This window comes from Wenyingzhuangia sp. IMCC45467, from assembly GCF_054111205.1.
Genome location: NZ_CM134196.1, coordinates 3,427,816 through 3,444,879, shown reverse-complemented (window position 1 = coordinate 3,444,879; position 17,064 = coordinate 3,427,816). Strand labels below are relative to the sequence as shown.

Genomic DNA, 17,064 nt, shown 5'->3' with positions numbered 1-17,064 from the left:
ATGATTGGAATTATTAGTGCTATGCACGATGAGTTGTCAGAACTCCTAGATCTTTTACAAGATAAAAAAACAAAAATTATAGGAAATAGAACTTACTATACAGGAAATATTACCAACCAAAAAGTAGTCATTGTTTTTTCTAAATGGGGTAAAGTTGCTGCTGCCATAACCACTACAGAGTTAATTAGCACGTTTCATGTATCACAAATTATTTTTTCTGGTGTAGCTGGAGCCATCAACCCACTACTAAATATAGGAGACATAGTGTATGGTACTTCTTTACTTCAGCATGATATGGATGCCTCTCCTCTATTTCCAAAGTTTGAAATTCCATTATTAGGAAAATCAACTATTACAACAACCAATGATGATAAACTTTTTGACTGTGTTCAAGAGTTTAACCATCAATATTACGATTATATTTCTTCTAAAGAAGCCCAACAATTTAATATAGACAAACCCAAAGTAATTAAAGGATTAATAGCTAGTGGTGATGAGTTTATTAATAGTAACATCAAACTAAAACAATTACAAAACGATATTCCTAATCTACAATGTGTAGAAATGGAAGGTGCTGCTGTAGCACAAGTTTGCGAAGAATATAAAATTCCCTTTTCTATTATTAGAATTATATCAGACAAGGCAAACCAGAGTGCACATATAGATTTTCCTGCTTTTACAAAATTAATTGCCAGCAAGTATGCAAAAGGGATTCTAGAAAATTATTGCAGTTAAGCATAGTTTCTGTATCTTTGACCAATCCTTGATACAATGACGAATAACGCTAAACATCTTTACGCGAAATACCAGTCAGCTCCAATGAGCAATTTTGTTTATTTCCCTATTTCTAGGGCAATTCAATTCTTATTTTCCAATTTTTTGATTAAGCAAACAGCATGAATATATTATTAAAATCGGCTACCGTTTTTGACCCTAAAAGCACGCATCATAAAAAAACTGTTGATGTTTTAATAGAAAATGGTCTTATTTCTAAAATAGACAACTCTATTAATTGTCCCCAAAATTGCGATGAAATCAATCTAGAAAACTTAACTATTTCTAACGGATGGTTTGATGCTAGTGTAAGTTTTGGTGAGCCAGGATATGAAGACAGAGAAACTATTGAAAATGGAATACAGGTTGCTGCAAAAAGTGGATTTACACAAATTGGATTAAACTCAAACTGCTATCCTTTTACAGATTCTAAATCCATGGTAAATTATTTAAAAACCAAAGCAACAGGTAGCTCCGTAACCATTTACCCCATAGGTAGCTTAACTAAAAATAGCGAAGGAACTGAAATTGCAGAGTTATATGACATGCAACAAGCAGGTGCTATAGCTTTTAATGATTACAAAAAAGGAATTAAAAATGCCAATTTGGTTAAAATTGCTTTACAATACACACAAAGTTTTGGCGGATTGGTAATGAGCTACCCTAACAACTGTAACATTGCTGGAGAAGGAATTGTAAACGAAGGTATTAACAGTACTCGCTTGGGATTAAAAGGAATTCCTTCCTTGGCAGAAGAACTACAAGTAAGTAGAGATTTATTTTTACTAGAATATACTGGTGGAAAACTTCATATTCCAACCATTAGTACGGCAAAATCGGTAACGCTTATTAAAGAAGCAAAAGCAAAAGGTTTACAAATAACTTGTAGTGTAAGTGCAGATCACCTAACCATTACTGACGAAGAATTAAAAAGTTTTGATGCTAATTATAAAATTACTCCTCCACTTAGAACTCAAAGTGATGTAGATGCTTTAATAAAAGGATTAAAAGAAGGAACCATAGATTTTATTACCTCTGATCACGATCCTATAGATATAGAAAACAAAAAACTTGAGTTTAATTTGGCTTTAGATGGTAGTATTGGTTTAGAAAGTTTATTTGTGAGCTTACAAGAAATACTAGATTTAGAACTTATCATTGAAAAATTAACAACCACCCCTCAAACCATTTTTGGACTAAAAACCTCTACAATTAATGTAGGAGAAAAGGCCAACTTAAGTTTATTTACAACACAAGGAACAGGAACTTTTACCTTAAATAATATTTTATCTACCTCAACAAATAGTGCATATTTAGGTAAAAAAACTACTGGTAAAGTTTATGGAACTTACAATAACGGAATTTTAACCTTGGCTTAAATGACAGATTTATCTTTAGAATACTTGGTGCAAGAACCTAGTGTAAAAACAGACAAAACACCTTTAATTTTACTCATTCACGGATACGGAAGTAATAAAGAAGATTTATTTTCTTTTGCTAGCGAATTACCACAACAAGCCTTGGTAATAAGTGTACAAGCTCCAATAGCATTACCCTTTGGAGGATATGCATGGTACAGCATTACTTTTGATGCTGATGAAAATAAATTTTCTGATCCTGATGAAGGAAAAGATTCTGTTCAGAAATTGAATATTTTTTTAGAGGAAATTATAGAAAAATATAACGTAGATACCCATAACATTTTTTTAACAGGATTTAGTCAAGGAGCTATTTTAAGTTATGCTTTTTCTTTTACATTTCCAGAAAAAGTACAACATGTAGTCGCTTTAAGCGGATATTTTAATCACGATTTTTTAATAGAAAAACCAATTAAAAACAAAGTAGATTATTTTATTTCTCACGGAACTGTTGATCAGGTAATTCCAATTGATTGGGCTAAAAAAGCACCTGAGTTTTTAACTTCTTTGGGCATTGACAATACTTATAAAGAATATCCGGTAGGACACGGAATTCACCCCAATAATTTTTACGACTTTAAGGATTGGATTTTAAAACGAATATAACCTCAATAAAAAACGCTCAACTTAAGTTGAGCGTTTTTTATTGACAATACCTTTAAAACATTTACAAAAACTTAACCCAAAAACACACATTTCTTAAAAGATATTTCTACTACCTTCTATTAATAAAAGAACCCTATCTATCTATAAATTAGAGTTTTATTAACTATTAATTAATATCATTGATTGAATAAGTATGTAATCTTACAACTCAATAACAATCAGCACAATATCAATTAATAATTATGACAAAAACATTTCAACTTTTATTAATTTCTTTAGTGATATTATTCACTTCAGAAATAACAGCTCAAGTAACTACTTCTAGCATAAATGGTAGAGTTACAGATGCTCAAGGAACTATAATGGGTGCTACAGTAATCGCAACTCATACACCTTCTGGTACCGTGTATGGAGGGGTAACTAATGAAGAAGGTCGTTACAACTTACCAGGTATGCGTGTAGGTGGACCTTACACGATAGAAGTATCTTATATAGGATACGGAAAAAATACAACCAGTAATATTACCATCGGTTTAGGGGCAGCGTATTCACACAACGTTGTTTTAACAGAAGAGAATGTGTCTTTAGATGAAGTAGTTATCTCTGCTAGAAGATCTAAATTTTCTACTGACAAAACAGGTGCAACTACTAATATTTCTAACGAACAAATATCTTCTATGCCAACCATTAATAGAAGTATTTCAGACATTGCTCGTATATCACCATATGCTAACGGAATGAGTATGGCTGGTGGAGATGGTCGTTCTACAAACTTTACTGTTGATGGAGCTAACTTTAACAACAACTTTGGATTAAGTTCTAGTTTACCAGGAGGTGGAAATCCTATTTCTATCAACGCTATAGAAGAAATTCAAGTAGTTGTTTCTCCTTTTGATGTTCGTCAAACCAACTTTATTGGAGGGGGAATAAACGCTATTACAAAATCTGGAACAAACAAGTTCAAAGGATCTGTGTATGGTTTTTACAACAACCAAGAAATGCGTGGTAACAGAATTAACGAAATGGATCTTGGAGAACGTAATGAAGAATCTACCAAAACTGTTGGGGTAACTTTAGGAGGTCCAATTATTAAAAACAAATTGTTCTTTTTTGTAAATGCAGAATCAGTTGTAGAGCCAGGACAAGTAGTGAACTGGAGACCATCAGAAGACGGTGTAGCCAATCTTGACCAATACTTATCTCGTACTAGTGTGGCAGATATGGAAAGAGTAAAACAACACTTACTAGACAATTATGGTTACAACCCAGGATCATACACTGATTACCCTGCTGATGAAACCAACAAAAAATTATTAGCTCGTATTGACTGGAACATCAATGACGATCATAAATTAAGTTTTAGATACAACTACGTTAAAAACCAAGGATGGAATCCTACCAACGGAAACTCTAACAATGCAGGTTCTCGTAACAGAGCTATGGATCGTATTTCTGCTAATTCTATGGCTTTCTCTAACTCAATTTACTCAATGGACAACATTGTAAGTTCTTTCTCTTTAGATTTAAATAGTAGAATTTCAGACAAATTGTCTAATCAATTTTTAACTACTTATTCTAAAATACAAGATGCACGTGGTAGTAACTCATCACCTTTTCCATTTATTGATATTATGAATGGTCTTGATGGTTCTGGAAATCAAATTGACGAACCTTATATGTCTGCTGGTTACGAACTTTTTACATGGAACAATGCTGTTAACAACAATACTTTTACAGCTATTAACAACTTAACGTATTATTTAGACAACCACACTATTACTGCTGGAGTTAGCTTTGAGCACCAATTGGCAAACAACTCTTATATGAGAAATGGTACTGGTTATTATAGATATGCTAGTATAGACGATTTCTTAAACCAAGCGGCTCCAAGAGATTTTGCATTGACTTATGGATATGATGGTGAAAAAAATCCAAATGCAGAAGTTAACTTTACACAATTAGGAGTGTACTTACAAGATGAATGGAACATTAATAAAAACTTTAAATTATCTTACGGAGTTCGTGCAGATTATTTAAAATATAAGGATGATTTAATTAGAAACAACGCTATTTACAATTTAGACTACAACGGTACAAATATAGATACAGGAAAATGGCCAGATGCTAATGTACAAATTTCACCTAGAGTTGGTTTTTCTTGGGACGTAAAAGGAGATCATTCTATGAAATTACGTGGAGGAACAGGAATCTTTACAGGTAGATTACCATTGGTATTCTTTACCAACATGCCAACCAACTCTGGAATGGTACAAGGAAGCTACCAAGCTAATACAAGGTACAATGCTGATGGATCTGTAAGTTCTGTAGACCCTGCCTTAGCTGGTTTAGCAGGACCTATGATTACGGATGTTGATGAAATGATAAGTAGATTAAACTTACCAAATACCATTACTCCAGAGGATGGAGTTTTACCAAGTGACGTAAATGCAGTAGCTACAGACTTTAAAATGCCACAGGTATGGAAAACATCTTTGGCTTTTGATTATCAAGCCCCCACTTCTTTCCCTATGCAAGTAACTGTAGAAGGTATTTACACAAAAACCATTAATGGGGTAATGCTTAAAAACTATAACCTAATGCAACCAGATGCTACATGGGAACGTTTTTCAGGTGCAGATAATAGATATATTTATCCTGCAGACATTACTTACACGTCAAAAGATGCTTATGTATTATCTAACACAAACGAAGGTTGGGGAGCTATTGGTAACATTAGTGTAAATGCACAACCTGTAAAAGACTTAAACTTAATGGCAGCTTATACTTACACTGAATCTAAAGAGATTTCTGGAATGCCAGGTAGTAATGCATTTTCTGCATATTCTGGTTTAGATGCTGTTAATGGACCACATTTACCAGAGTTACAACGTTCTCAATATGTAGTGCCAAACAGAGTAATAGGTTCTGTATCTTACAAAATTCCTTGGGCTACGAATGAATTAAAATCTGCTACATTTTTTAACTTGTTTTACTCAGGTTCTTCTCCAGAAGGATATAGCTTTACTTATTCTAATGACATGAATGGTGATGGAGTTTCTACAGACTTAATTTACATTCCTAAAGAAAGAGGAGACATTAATTTTATTAGTGCTGCTGATGAAGATGCATTCTTTAACTTTATGGAACAAGATGATTACTTAAAAGCAAACAAAGGAAAATATGCAGAAGCGAATGCTGCTCGTAGCCCTTGGGTACATAACTTTGATTTAAGATTGGCTCGTGAGTATTATTTTAATGTTGGAGAAACTAAAAACACTTTACAACTTACTTTTGATATTATAAACGTGGGGAACATGTTAAATTCTAAATGGGGAGTTGAGAAAAACAATAGTATTTCTAACAACGGACAAATTTTAAGATACGAAGGAAAAGATGCCAACAACGTTCCTTCTTATTCATTTAATCAGGTAGATGGAGAATACCCAACTACTACTTATGATTATGATAGCTATTTTGGAAACACTTGGAAACTACAAATTGGAGCTAAATACTCTTTCTAGTTAGTACGCTTTTTAAGATTACTTAAATAAAAAAACGCTCAACAAATGTTGAGCGTTTTTTTGTTTACAACACCTTTTAAAGTATTTTAAAAATTTACAGTATGATGAACGGTATCTCTTTTTTTACCGTATTCTATAACTTTTATTTTAGATAATGAGTTTTTAGATTTCGTTTTAATTTGTTCATTTCCTGTTGTAATTACTTCCACTACACCATTATTTGCTTTGTCTCCATATTTATCAATGGCTTGTTTATCTTTTAAAACTGAGATACTATAAATATTATTAGGATCTATTTTTTCAAACTCTTTTTTAGAAACATTTTTACCATCTACATATAAAAGAACTCCTTTAGGAAAAGGAATCTTTTCTAATTTTACTTCATTTGAATTCAAATTATAATATAAAACTTCTTTATTAGCATCTGAACCGTATACCTCTTTTACATCTGAAAAATGTACACTTATTCCTTTATCCTTCTTTGTAATAATCTCCACAACATCATATTTTCCTTTATCTCCATATTTTTCTATAGCTGATTTCCCTTTTAAAACATCCACTTTATAAATATCATCTGGTTTTATTTTTTCAAACTCTTTTTTTGACACTTGTTTTTTATCAACATAATAAAGAACTCCTTTAGGTAATGTTGTTTTTGCAGATTTTTTAATTTTAACCCCTTGAACTAAAGGGTTTTGTGATCGAGTAGTTACGATTTGTACAACACCAGATTCAACAGCTCCTTTTCCATACCTTTCCTCTATAAATTCTTTTTTAATGATTGCAATTGCTTTTACCTGATGGTTAGGAATATGCAATATTGTTTGTCTATTTTGTAAAAAATTATCTACTACGTATAAAGGGTTAGAACCTTTTCCGTATCCAGGAGTATTTTCAACAAGCTTATCAACAGTTTCAGAAAGAGAACCTTCTACTTTTTCTATGACAATCATTGATTTGTCATTACTATATTTTTGTGATTCTTTATGATTTATTCGTTCAGCATCTCCTGCATCAATAATTTTGTTTATAGGATCATACTTGACAATAAAATCTCTAATTGCAGTTTCTCCTTCTCTATGTTTTTGTGTAGTGGTAAATTTCGAATCATCAGAAAATAATATCTCAACAGTAATTTTTTTAATAGTTTTATTATGATTTCTTTGTACGTCTTTGAAGGAAAGATCCTTATCAAATTTATTTTTAAATAGAGTTATATAGTTATCTAATTCATTATCCGAAGTGTTTTTTTGAATAAAAATTTCAAAAACATCTCCTTCTTGAGTTTTCTTCACATAAACTTCTTCGGTATTAAAACTCATTAAAAACAAAGTCAACACAGGAATAACCAAAGCGTACTTTAATAAATTGATTTTTTTTGATTTTGATTTTTGGATCATAGCAATTCTTTTTTTGATTAATGAATTATAAAAGTGATTGCTTAAAGCCATTTGATGCTTAGAAACACTCGCTTTTAATAAGGTATATTGATAACTTTTTCTATTTTCAATTTGATGAATGGCATATTTATCTGCCAAAAACTCTAAATTTTGTTTAATGCTTTTATTATACAACCATATAAAAGGATGAAACCAAAGGACAATACAAGAAATTTCCACAAATAAAATATCAATAGAATGATATTGCTTAGCATGAACTTTTTCATGCGCTATAATTTGAGACAATTCAATTTCATTATACTGATTAGCATTGTAAACAATCCATTTAAAAAATGAAAAAGGCGATTGCTCTGCTGTAGTTTCTATAAAAACAAATCCATCTTTTTTATGTTTTTTATCTCTCTTTATCACTCTTGCTAAAGAAAGTAACCTAAGTAAAAATCGAATTGCAAAAAAAGAAACTCCTGAAGCATATAAAATCCATACATAATCTAAAATATCAAAAGGTTCTTGTACTTCAGTTGTAATAGGCATTCCCTGAGTATTGTTAAACATTGTAACTGGTAATTCCAAAGAAGTATATTCCTGATATATAGGAATTACAATTAACGGAAAAGTAAAAGACACTATAATTCCTGCAATTAAAAACCACCTATTAATACTATAAAAAGTGAGTTTTTGTAACAATGTTTTGTAAACCAAATAAAAAACTATAATAAGACCGCTTACTTTTAAAAAATATTCCATGCTATTTTTTATTTTCAATAATGGCTATAATCTCTTTTAACTCATCAACACTAATTTTTTCTTCTTTAGCAAAAAAGGAAACCATGTTTTTATATGAATTGTTAAAATAGTTGTCTATTGCCTGATTCATAAATTGTTTTCTATAATCTTCTTTTTTAACAATAGGAAAATATTGATGCGTTTTTCCATAAGCATGATGCCCCACATATCCTTTTTCTTCTAAATTCCTTACCATGGTTGATAAAGTATTATAATGTGGCTTATCCCCTTTAATTTCTTCCAACACATCTTTTACAAAAGCTTTTTCTAACTTCCATATTACATGCATTACCTCTTCCTCTTTGTTTGTTAACTTTTCCATATTTTATTCTTTTTTATCCTTACAACCAAAACTACAACTATTTTTATAGTTATACAACTAAAAAAATAGTTTGTTAACTAAAAAACCAGTTTATATAAATAGAATTAAAAAAAAAAGCAAAAAAAAAGACCGTCTAATCAGACGGTCTTTTAAAACATAACGTTTATTTTTTACTCTTCCATATCAGTATCTGCTAACTGAGATTTATCAGACTTTAATTGGTAAACACTAGCTACTCTATAATCAGTTCCATAATCTACCTGTGTAACCATTGTTTTGTTTTCTCCAAAATACCAAGTTCCAGTTTTTTTACCGTCTTTGTATTCTCCAGTAGATTTTTTAACTCCTTTGGTAGTATAAGAAACCCAAGTTCCTTGCATTTTTTTATCTGCATCTATAAAACCTGTTTGAGCAACTTTTCCATTTTCATGAAAATATGTTACTTTATAAAAATCTCCTTCTTTTACTATTTTTACGTCGTTTTGTGCGTAGGTAAATACTCCTACAAATAATGATAATATAATTGTGAATGCTTTCATAATAATTGTTTTATGTTGATATCTCAAATTTACAAAACATTTTACATTCAAGCAACACTAATTTAACATTAATTTAACATTAGAGCGTTTTTATTAACATTGTACTAAACTTTAAAAAGATAACTCTAATATTCCGTAATGAGAATCGTGTTGTACTACTTTTTCATTTTCTATAAAAATAGCTTGTGGAGATTGATGAACAACATTAAACCTACTAGCAATTTCATTAGAAATATCTCTAAACCTAATTAAATCTAAAAAGTATAATTTATACCCTTCCCCTATTTGCTTTTCAAACTTATTTAACACACTAGTACTAATACTACAACGTGTACTATGTTTAAAAACAACAACTTTATTTGTTTTTGATGATGCTATCACTTCATCTAACTGATTTATATTTGTTAAGGGTATCCAATTTACAGAGTTTGTATCCTTTTTTTCTTCTTTGTTTTTTCCTAAAAAGCTATCTAATAATCCCATTTGTTTTCTTTATAATTTAGTTTGCTAAAATACTTGTTTATCTGTTGATTTCATATTTCTTTAAAGTCGATTCTATTTTATAAGTCTTACAGTATATAAAACGCTGTCAAAAAATCATCTATTCACTAAAAACCAACCAATTACACAGACAAAAAGTCTTATTAGCAGACATTTTATCAGCTTTTAAGAAAAGGAATATGTTTTGACTATACCTTATCAAATAAAAAAATTGAGAAAAATATCAACCCAAATTAAGCTATTATGAATTTTAACAATTATACCATAAAATCGCAAGAGGTTGTACAACAAGCACAACAAATTGCACAAGGATTAGGACATCAACAAATAGAAAATACTCACCTACTAAAAGCCATTTTAGAAGTAGATGAACATGTAACTCCGTTTATTTTAAAAAAACTACAAGTTAATATTGATATTCTTCCCCAAATATTAAACAAAACTTTAGAGAGTTTTCCTAAAGTAACTGGCGGACAAATTGGATTATCTAGTACATCTGCTAAAACATTAACAGATGCGAGTAATATTGCTAAAAAAATGGATGACGAATATGTGTCTATTGAGCATTTATTATTAGCACTATTAAATAATAAAGACACAGTAAGTCAACTTTTAAAAGACCAAGGTGTAACAGAAAAAGGGCTAAAAGCAGCCATTGATGAAATTAGAAAAGGTCAAAAAGTAACCTCACAAAGTGCCGAAGAAACCTATAATTCTTTAAACAAATATGCTAAAGATTTAAATAAATTAGCAAGCACAGGGAAATTAGATCCTGTAATTGGTCGTGATGAGGAGATTCGTAGAATTCTACAAATTCTATCTCGTAGAACTAAAAACAATCCAATGTTAATTGGTGAACCTGGAGTTGGTAAAACTGCCATTGCTGAAGGTTTAGCTCACAGAATTGTAAAAGGTGATGTACCAGAAAACCTAAAAGACAAACAAGTTTTTTCTTTAGATATGGGTGCCTTAATTGCTGGTGCTAAATACAAGGGAGAGTTTGAAGAACGTTTAAAATCTGTAGTAAAAGAAGTTACTTCTGCCGAAGGAGACATTGTTTTGTTTATTGATGAAATTCACACCCTTGTAGGTGCTGGTGGTGGTGAAGGTGCTATGGATGCTGCCAATATTTTAAAACCTGCCTTGGCTCGTGGTGAGTTAAGAGCTATTGGTGCTACCACTTTAGATGAATATCAAAAATATTTTGAAAAAGACAAAGCCTTAGAAAGACGTTTCCAAAAAGTAGTTGTGAATGAACCTGATACGGAAAGTGCTATTTCTATTTTACGTGGAATTAAAGAAAAGTATGAGGCTCACCACAAAGTACAAATAAAAGACAGTGCAATTATTGCTGCTGTAGAACTAAGTCAGCGTTATATTACCAATCGTTTTTTACCAGACAAAGCTATTGATTTAATGGATGAAGCTGCTGCTAAAATGCGTATGGAAATTAACTCTAAACCAGAGGAGTTAGACGTATTAGATAGAAAAGTAATGCAGTTGGAAATTGAAATTGAAGCCATTAAACGTGAAAATGATGAAAAGAAACTTTCTTTCTTACGCAAAGAATTGGCCAATATAAAAGAACAACGCGATGCTATTTATACACAATGGAAATCTGAAAAAGAAATAGTAGACAATGTGCAAACCATAAAAGATGAAATAGATACTTATAAGTTAGAAGCTGATAAAGCAGAACGAGATGGAAATTACGGATTGGTAGCAGAGCTACGCTATGGTAAAATAAAAGAAGCCCAAGAACGTTTAGACACTGCCCAAGAAATATTAGCTAAAAATCAAGACAATTCTTTAGTAAAAGAAGAAGTTACCGAAGACCATATTGCTGAAGTAGTGGCTAAATGGACAGGTATTCCAGTACAGAAAATGTTACAAAGTGAAATTGATAAATTATTAAAACTAGAAGATGAATTGCACTTAAGAGTGGTTGGGCAACAAGATGCCATTGAAGCTGTTTCTGATGCTGTAAGACGCTCCAAAGCTGGCTTACAAGATGCCAGAAAACCTTTAGGAAGTTTCTTGTTTTTAGGAACTACTGGGGTTGGTAAAACCGAACTAGCAAAAGCTTTGGCCGAGTATTTATTTGATGATGAAAATGCATTGACTCGTATTGATATGAGTGAATATCAAGAACGTCATTCTGTAAGTAGATTGGTGGGAGCTCCTCCTGGTTATGTAGGTTATGATGAAGGTGGACAATTAACAGAAGCCGTAAGACGTAGACCTTATTCTGTAATTTTATTAGACGAAATTGAAAAAGCGCATCCAGACACTTTTAATATTTTATTACAAGTATTAGATGAAGGTAGGTTAACAGATAATAAAGGTCGTGTAGCAGATTTTAAAAACACCATTATAATTATGACTTCTAACATGGGGGCAGAAATTATTCAGCAACGTTTTGAAAATGCTAAAAAACAAACACGTGAACAAATTGCACAACAAGCAAAAACAGAAGTTTTACAAAACTTAAAACAAATTGTAAGACCCGAATTCATTAACCGTATTGATGAAATTGTTATGTTTACTCCACTAGACATTAATGAAATTAGTCAGATTGTAGAATTACATTTAAAAGGGTTAACCAAGTTGTTATCTGGTAAAGAAATTACCTTAAGCGCTACAGAACATGCAAAATTAGCCCTAGCTAAAAAAGGTTTTGATCCTGAATTTGGAGCTAGACCTGTAAAACGTGTGATTCAAAAAGAAGTCTTAAATCTTTTGTCTAAAGAAATTTTAGCAGGTAAAATTCAAAACCAAAATCATGTTGAATTAGATGCTATAGACGACAAACTATTTTTTAATAATAAATAATTTACAAATTAAAACCTCTCTTAATCAACACTATAAAGAGAGGTTTTAAAATTATCTACATTCTTATTTTCTAATACTGTACAAAACCATTATATTTAAATAAAAAAAAGCATGAAGTTATTCTTTTCATATGGGGTTTTACAATTTGAAAAAACACAAATAGAAACTTTTGGTAAACCATTACCTAGCAAAAAAGACATTGTTAAAGGCTATAAACTTGATAATATTAAAGTTGTAAATCCTGAAATGGTTACATTAATGGACAACAATTTTCATCCTATAGCCAAACCTAGTAACAATCCAAATGATGAAATTATAGGTACAGTTTTTGAATTAAATGAGGATGATTTAGCTAAAGCAGAAGCTTTTACCAATCAGTGTAAAACCATCAAAAAAATAGAGGTTACTTTAGATTCTGGTAAAAAAAGCTGGATGTATGTAGCCAATCAGTAACTGAATATTTAATTAAAAACAAAAAAAATGAGCACATTAAGATTGGGTGATATTGCACCAAACTTTACAGCACAAACAACAGAAGGAGAAATCAACTTTCACGATTGGTTAGGTGATAGTTGGGGAATTTTATTCTCTCACCCTGCAGACTATACTCCAGTATGTACTACTGAATTAGGAACTGTTGCCAAATATACAGATGAATTTAATAAAAGAAATGTTAAAGTAGTAGCTTTAAGCGTAGATGGTATTGAATCTCATCATGGATGGATTAAAGACATTAACGAAACTCAAGCTACCACCGTTAACTTTCCTATCATTGCAGATGAGGACAATAAAGTTGCTGATTTGTATGACATGATTCATCCAAATGCTAATGACAAGTTAACCGTACGTTCTGTTTTTGTTATTGGACCAGACAAAAAAATTAAATTAATGATTACTTACCCTGCATCTACAGGAAGAAATTTTGATGAGTTAATAAGAGTTATAGACTCTTTACAGTTAACAGCATATCACAAAGTTGCAACTCCTGCTAACTGGAAACATGGTGAAGATGTAGTCATTTCACCTGCTGTTAGCAATGAACAAATTCCAGATTTATTTCCAAAAGGACATAAGGAAGTTAAGCCTTATTTAAGAACAACTCCTCAACCAAATATTTAATTTTTTTATAAAAAAACACAAAGGCTAGTAAATAAATTTACTAGCCTTTGTGTTTTTAACATTTAAAACTTTTACTACACTACGCACAATAATTATGACTAAATTATTTTTATTATTAGCACTACCTCTTAGCATTTTTGCACAATCAAAAAAAGTAGATTCGGTTAAAGTTTTCTACTTAGGCGGACAGTCTAACATGGATGGTTATGGATATAACAAGGATCTTCCTAAATCACTAAATAAAAAAATTAAAAATGTTTATATCTTTCACGGGAACCCTACCAAAGATGAAAGAACCGATGGAGGGAAAGGAATTTGGACTTCTTTAAAACCTGGACATGGAAGAGGATTTTCTTCTGATGCAAATGAAAACAAATTATCCAATCGTTTTGGTGTAGAATTGTCTTTTGCTCAAAAATTACAAGAAATCTATCCAAACCAAAAAATTGCCCTTATTAAATATTCCAGAGGAGGAACTTCTATTGATACTTTAGGAAATCCTACAGGAAACTGGGATTCTAACTATCGTGGTAAAACCGGTAAAAATCAATACGATTATTTTTTAGAAACCGTAAAAAATGCCTATGCTCAAACAGATATTGATGGAGATGGTATAACCGATGTATTGGTCCCTAGCGGAATTATTTGGATGCAAGGAGAAAGTGATGCCAAACAAGAAGACATTGCCTTGCGTTATTACCAACATTTAGATAAATTGATGAATTTAATTAGAGCTGCTTTTAGAGTAGATGACTTGCCTGTTGTAATTGGAAAAATATCAGACTCTTGGAACAACGATGAAGGAAAAGTTTGGAAATACGGAGAAATAGTACAAGCTGCACAAGAAAAATTTGCGCTTACCGATAAAAATGCTACCATTGTTAGAGACACTAGATATTATAAATATTCAGACAGATATCATTACAACAGCGAAGGTTATATAGACTTGGGAATTAAGTTTGCCGAAGCTCTAGAAAAATTGAAGAATAAATAAAAACCTCAACCTTATAAAAAACACGAGCTTGACTGAAAAGTATTAAAAAACGTCATCCTGAATTTAATTCAGAATCACAACATACTGTTAAACAGTAGTTATGAGAAACTGAAACAAGTTCAGTTTGACGAAATTTTTACTTTTTCAAACAGCCTTGTATTTTTTTATGAACTTATTTAAGCTGTTTTTTAACACCTCTCTTTTTTAAAAATTTGTTTACATTCGTAGCAAATTTTAACCCCAATCTTATGAATTTTAAATACCTCTTACTAGCTAGTATACTAGTAACCACTATGTTTTCTTGTAAAACTCTAAAAAACAATAGTCCCCAACTTAGTAATATTACACAAACCTATATTGCTGCACCACCTGTAACTCACAATTCACACTCTGCAACCTTAGAAGAAATTAACACCAAACAATTAATGGCTGCTTGGTTTGGAGGAAGTTACGAAGGAGCTAAAGATGTTGGAATTTATACGGCTACTTATCAAAATAAAAAATGGTCACAACCCAAAAACATTATTACTCCGCTAGTAAAAAACAACGATACTTTGCCTTGTTGGAATCCTGTTTTATTTAAAAGTAAAAGCAACACTTTATATCTTTTTTACAAAGTAGGAAAAAACCCACGTGAATGGTTTGGTGCCATGGTTTCTTCTATCGATGATGGAAAAACATGGAGCAAAACAACTTATTTACCAGACGGATTTTTAGGCCCTATAAAAAACAAACCAATAGAAGTTACTCCAGGAGTTATTTTATGTGGTAGTAGTACAGAAAGTACTACCAATGATGATTGGCGAGTACATGTAGAAACCTATACAGAAGCTACAAAAACATGGAAAAAAATAGCGGTTAAAAATCCACATCAATTTGATGTAATTCAACCTACATTTTTAGTTCACAAACCAACTAAAATTCAAATGTTATGCAGAAGTAAACACGATAAAGTAATAGAGTCTTGGTCATATGATTACGGACAAACATGGTCTAAAATGGACAGTATTAATGTGGTAAACTCTAATTCTGGAATTGATGGGATTGCTTTAAGAAAAAATTTCTTTTTACTAGTAAATAATCCTTTACCAAGAGGTGCCGATTGGTTTAATGGTCGTAATGTATTAGATGTTGAGTATTCTAAAAATGGATTGAACTGGAATAAACTATTAGATTTAGAACATCAAACAGAAGGAGAGTTTAGCTATCCAGCCATCATTCAAACTTCTGATAAAAAGATTCATATTTTATATACTTACAATAGAAAATACATTAAACACGTTTCTTTTGATATTTTATATTAAAAGAAACGACCTAATATAACACATATTAGAAATATAAATATGAGCCTACATAATTTACAAAACATCACCTCTTCTTTAAGCAATACTCCTAAAATGCCTGTGCTATTTTTAGGACATGGGAGTCCTATGAACGCTATAGAAGAAAATGAGTTTGTGGCTTCTTTTAGACAACTTGGAAAAGAAATCCCAAAACCGAATGCTATTTTATGTATTTCTGCCCATTGGGAAACCAAAGGAACATTTGTTACCGCCATGCAAAATCCACCAACCATTCATGATTTTGGTGGTTTCCCTAAAGCTTTGTTTGATGTACAGTATCCTGCTCCAGGAAGTCCTGAACTGGCTGTAGAAACACAAAAGTTAGTCACCCAAACAGAAATTGGTTTAGATGAAAAATGGGGATTAGATCACGGAGCTTGGAGTGTAATAAAACACATGTATCCAGATGCCAATGTTCCCGTAATTCAAATGAGTATTGATTATTCTAAACCTGCTCAATATCACTATGAATTGGCTACAGAAATTCAACAACTTAGACATAAAGGAGTGTTAATTGTAGGGAGTGGAAATATGGTACACAATTTAAGAAGAATTGCTTGGGACAAAATGAATGCGGGTTCTTATGGATTTGATTGGGCCATTGAAGCTAATGAAAAAATGAAAGCTTTTATTTTGAATGACAATCATAAAGACCTCATCAATTTTAACAAACAAGGAAGTGCTTTTAACTTATCTATTCCTACACCAGAACATTATATGCCTTTAATTTATAGTTTGGCTTTAAAAGACAGACAAGATGACATTTCTATTTTTAACAATCAATACATTGGAGGCTCACTCTCCATGACATCAGTGAAAATTGCTTAATAAAAAAGTAGTCTAAAAAGTTTTATTTTCGTCAACCTGAACTAGTTTTAGGTTCTCATCATAGATTATACGTGACATGAG

14 protein-coding genes are annotated in these 17,064 nt (G+C 31.3%); 10 read left to right on the top strand and 4 right to left on the bottom strand.

Annotated features, from left to right (window positions below):
• The 4 genes from ACXGQT_RS14635 (at position 1) to ACXGQT_RS14620 (ending at position 6,319) form a co-directional block, all read left to right on the top strand.
• A complete protein-coding gene (locus ACXGQT_RS14635) occupies positions 1-735 on the top strand; it encodes a 5'-methylthioadenosine/adenosylhomocysteine nucleosidase (protein ID WP_457829313.1) in 735 nt (244 codons plus the stop codon).
• Between the two features lie 161 nt (positions 736-896).
• On the top strand, positions 897-2,153 hold the full coding sequence (locus ACXGQT_RS14630; RefSeq protein WP_457829312.1) for a dihydroorotase: 1,257 nt from the start codon (positions 897-899) through the stop codon (positions 2,151-2,153).
• On the top strand, positions 2,154-2,798 hold the full coding sequence (locus ACXGQT_RS14625; protein WP_457829311.1) for an alpha/beta hydrolase: 645 nt from the start codon (positions 2,154-2,156) through the stop codon (positions 2,796-2,798).
• A gap of 242 nt (positions 2,799-3,040) precedes the next feature.
• A complete protein-coding gene (locus ACXGQT_RS14620; protein ID WP_457829310.1) occupies positions 3,041-6,319 on the top strand; it encodes a TonB-dependent receptor in 3,279 nt (1,092 codons plus the stop codon).
• A gap of 86 nt (positions 6,320-6,405) precedes the next feature.
• Here the strand turns inward: ACXGQT_RS14620 and ACXGQT_RS14615 are convergent, their stop codons facing one another.
• The 4 genes from ACXGQT_RS14615 to ytxJ form a co-directional block, all read right to left on the bottom strand.
• The gene (locus tag ACXGQT_RS14615; protein ID WP_457829309.1) at positions 6,406-8,466 is read right to left on the bottom strand and encodes a M56 family metallopeptidase; all 2,061 of its coding nucleotides are present in this window, start codon (positions 8,464-8,466) and stop codon (positions 6,406-6,408) included.
• A 1-nt stretch (position 8,467) separates the two neighbouring features.
• Complete coding sequence (locus ACXGQT_RS14610; protein ID WP_457829308.1) at positions 8,468-8,827, bottom strand: BlaI/MecI/CopY family transcriptional regulator; 360 nt, start codon at positions 8,825-8,827, stop codon at positions 8,468-8,470.
• A 170-nt stretch (positions 8,828-8,997) separates the two neighbouring features.
• Complete coding sequence (locus tag ACXGQT_RS14605; RefSeq protein WP_457829307.1) at positions 8,998-9,366, bottom strand: hypothetical protein; 369 nt, start codon at positions 9,364-9,366, stop codon at positions 8,998-9,000.
• Between the two features lie 111 nt (positions 9,367-9,477).
• Complete coding sequence (gene ytxJ / locus ACXGQT_RS14600; RefSeq protein ID WP_457829306.1) at positions 9,478-9,849, bottom strand: bacillithiol system redox-active protein YtxJ; 372 nt, start codon at positions 9,847-9,849, stop codon at positions 9,478-9,480.
• Positions 9,850-10,110: 261 nt separating this feature from the next.
• Between ytxJ and clpB the strand changes: the two genes are divergently transcribed.
• The 6 genes from clpB to ygiD all read left to right on the top strand — a co-directional run bounded on the left by clpB (position 10,111) and on the right by ygiD (position 16,983).
• Entirely contained in the window at positions 10,111-12,699 is a 2,589-nt protein-coding gene (gene clpB, locus ACXGQT_RS14595) for an ATP-dependent chaperone ClpB (RefSeq protein WP_457829305.1), read from the top strand.
• Positions 12,700-12,810: 111 nt separating this feature from the next.
• Positions 12,811-13,152, top strand: coding sequence for a gamma-glutamylcyclotransferase family protein (locus ACXGQT_RS14590; protein WP_457829304.1), 342 nt, complete (start codon positions 12,811-12,813; stop codon positions 13,150-13,152).
• 27 nt (positions 13,153-13,179) lie between these two features.
• On the top strand, positions 13,180-13,818 hold the full coding sequence (locus ACXGQT_RS14585; protein WP_457829303.1) for a peroxiredoxin: 639 nt from the start codon (positions 13,180-13,182) through the stop codon (positions 13,816-13,818).
• 94 nt (positions 13,819-13,912) lie between these two features.
• On the top strand, positions 13,913-14,812 hold the full coding sequence (locus ACXGQT_RS14580) for a sialate O-acetylesterase (protein ID WP_457829302.1): 900 nt from the start codon (positions 13,913-13,915) through the stop codon (positions 14,810-14,812).
• A 248-nt stretch (positions 14,813-15,060) separates the two neighbouring features.
• Complete coding sequence (locus ACXGQT_RS14575; protein WP_457829301.1) at positions 15,061-16,116, top strand: sialidase family protein; 1,056 nt, start codon at positions 15,061-15,063, stop codon at positions 16,114-16,116.
• Positions 16,117-16,155: 39 nt separating this feature from the next.
• A complete protein-coding gene (gene ygiD, locus ACXGQT_RS14570) occupies positions 16,156-16,983 on the top strand; it encodes a 4,5-DOPA-extradiol-dioxygenase (protein WP_457829300.1) in 828 nt (275 codons plus the stop codon).
• The last annotated feature ends 81 nt before the right edge of the window (positions 16,984-17,064 follow it).

What these genes read in the sequence shown, in the direction of transcription:
- ACXGQT_RS14610 (WP_457829308.1), bottom strand. Translation starts at nt 8,827, where the DNA reads ATGGAAAAGTTAACAAACAAAGAGGAAGAGGTAATGCATGTAATATGG.
- ygiD (WP_457829300.1), top strand. Translation starts at nt 16,156, where the DNA reads ATGAGCCTACATAATTTACAAAACATCACCTCTTCTTTAAGCAATACT.
- ACXGQT_RS14580 (WP_457829302.1), top strand. Translation starts at nt 13,913, where the DNA reads ATGACTAAATTATTTTTATTATTAGCACTACCTCTTAGCATTTTTGCA.
- clpB (WP_457829305.1), top strand. Translation starts at nt 10,111, where the DNA reads ATGAATTTTAACAATTATACCATAAAATCGCAAGAGGTTGTACAACAA.
- ACXGQT_RS14635 (WP_457829313.1), top strand. Translation starts at nt 1, where the DNA reads ATGATTGGAATTATTAGTGCTATGCACGATGAGTTGTCAGAACTCCTA.
- ACXGQT_RS14575 (WP_457829301.1), top strand. Translation starts at nt 15,061, where the DNA reads ATGAATTTTAAATACCTCTTACTAGCTAGTATACTAGTAACCACTATG.
- ACXGQT_RS14585 (WP_457829303.1), top strand. Translation starts at nt 13,180, where the DNA reads ATGAGCACATTAAGATTGGGTGATATTGCACCAAACTTTACAGCACAA.
- ACXGQT_RS14590 (WP_457829304.1), top strand. Translation starts at nt 12,811, where the DNA reads ATGAAGTTATTCTTTTCATATGGGGTTTTACAATTTGAAAAAACACAA.
- ytxJ (WP_457829306.1), bottom strand. Translation starts at nt 9,849, where the DNA reads ATGGGATTATTAGATAGCTTTTTAGGAAAAAACAAAGAAGAAAAAAAG.
- ACXGQT_RS14630 (WP_457829312.1), top strand. Translation starts at nt 897, where the DNA reads ATGAATATATTATTAAAATCGGCTACCGTTTTTGACCCTAAAAGCACG.
- ACXGQT_RS14620 (WP_457829310.1), top strand. Translation starts at nt 3,041, where the DNA reads ATGACAAAAACATTTCAACTTTTATTAATTTCTTTAGTGATATTATTC.
- ACXGQT_RS14605 (WP_457829307.1), bottom strand. Translation starts at nt 9,366, where the DNA reads ATGAAAGCATTCACAATTATATTATCATTATTTGTAGGAGTATTTACC.
- ACXGQT_RS14615 (WP_457829309.1), bottom strand. Translation starts at nt 8,466, where the DNA reads ATGGAATATTTTTTAAAAGTAAGCGGTCTTATTATAGTTTTTTATTTG.
- ACXGQT_RS14625 (WP_457829311.1), top strand. Translation starts at nt 2,154, where the DNA reads ATGACAGATTTATCTTTAGAATACTTGGTGCAAGAACCTAGTGTAAAA.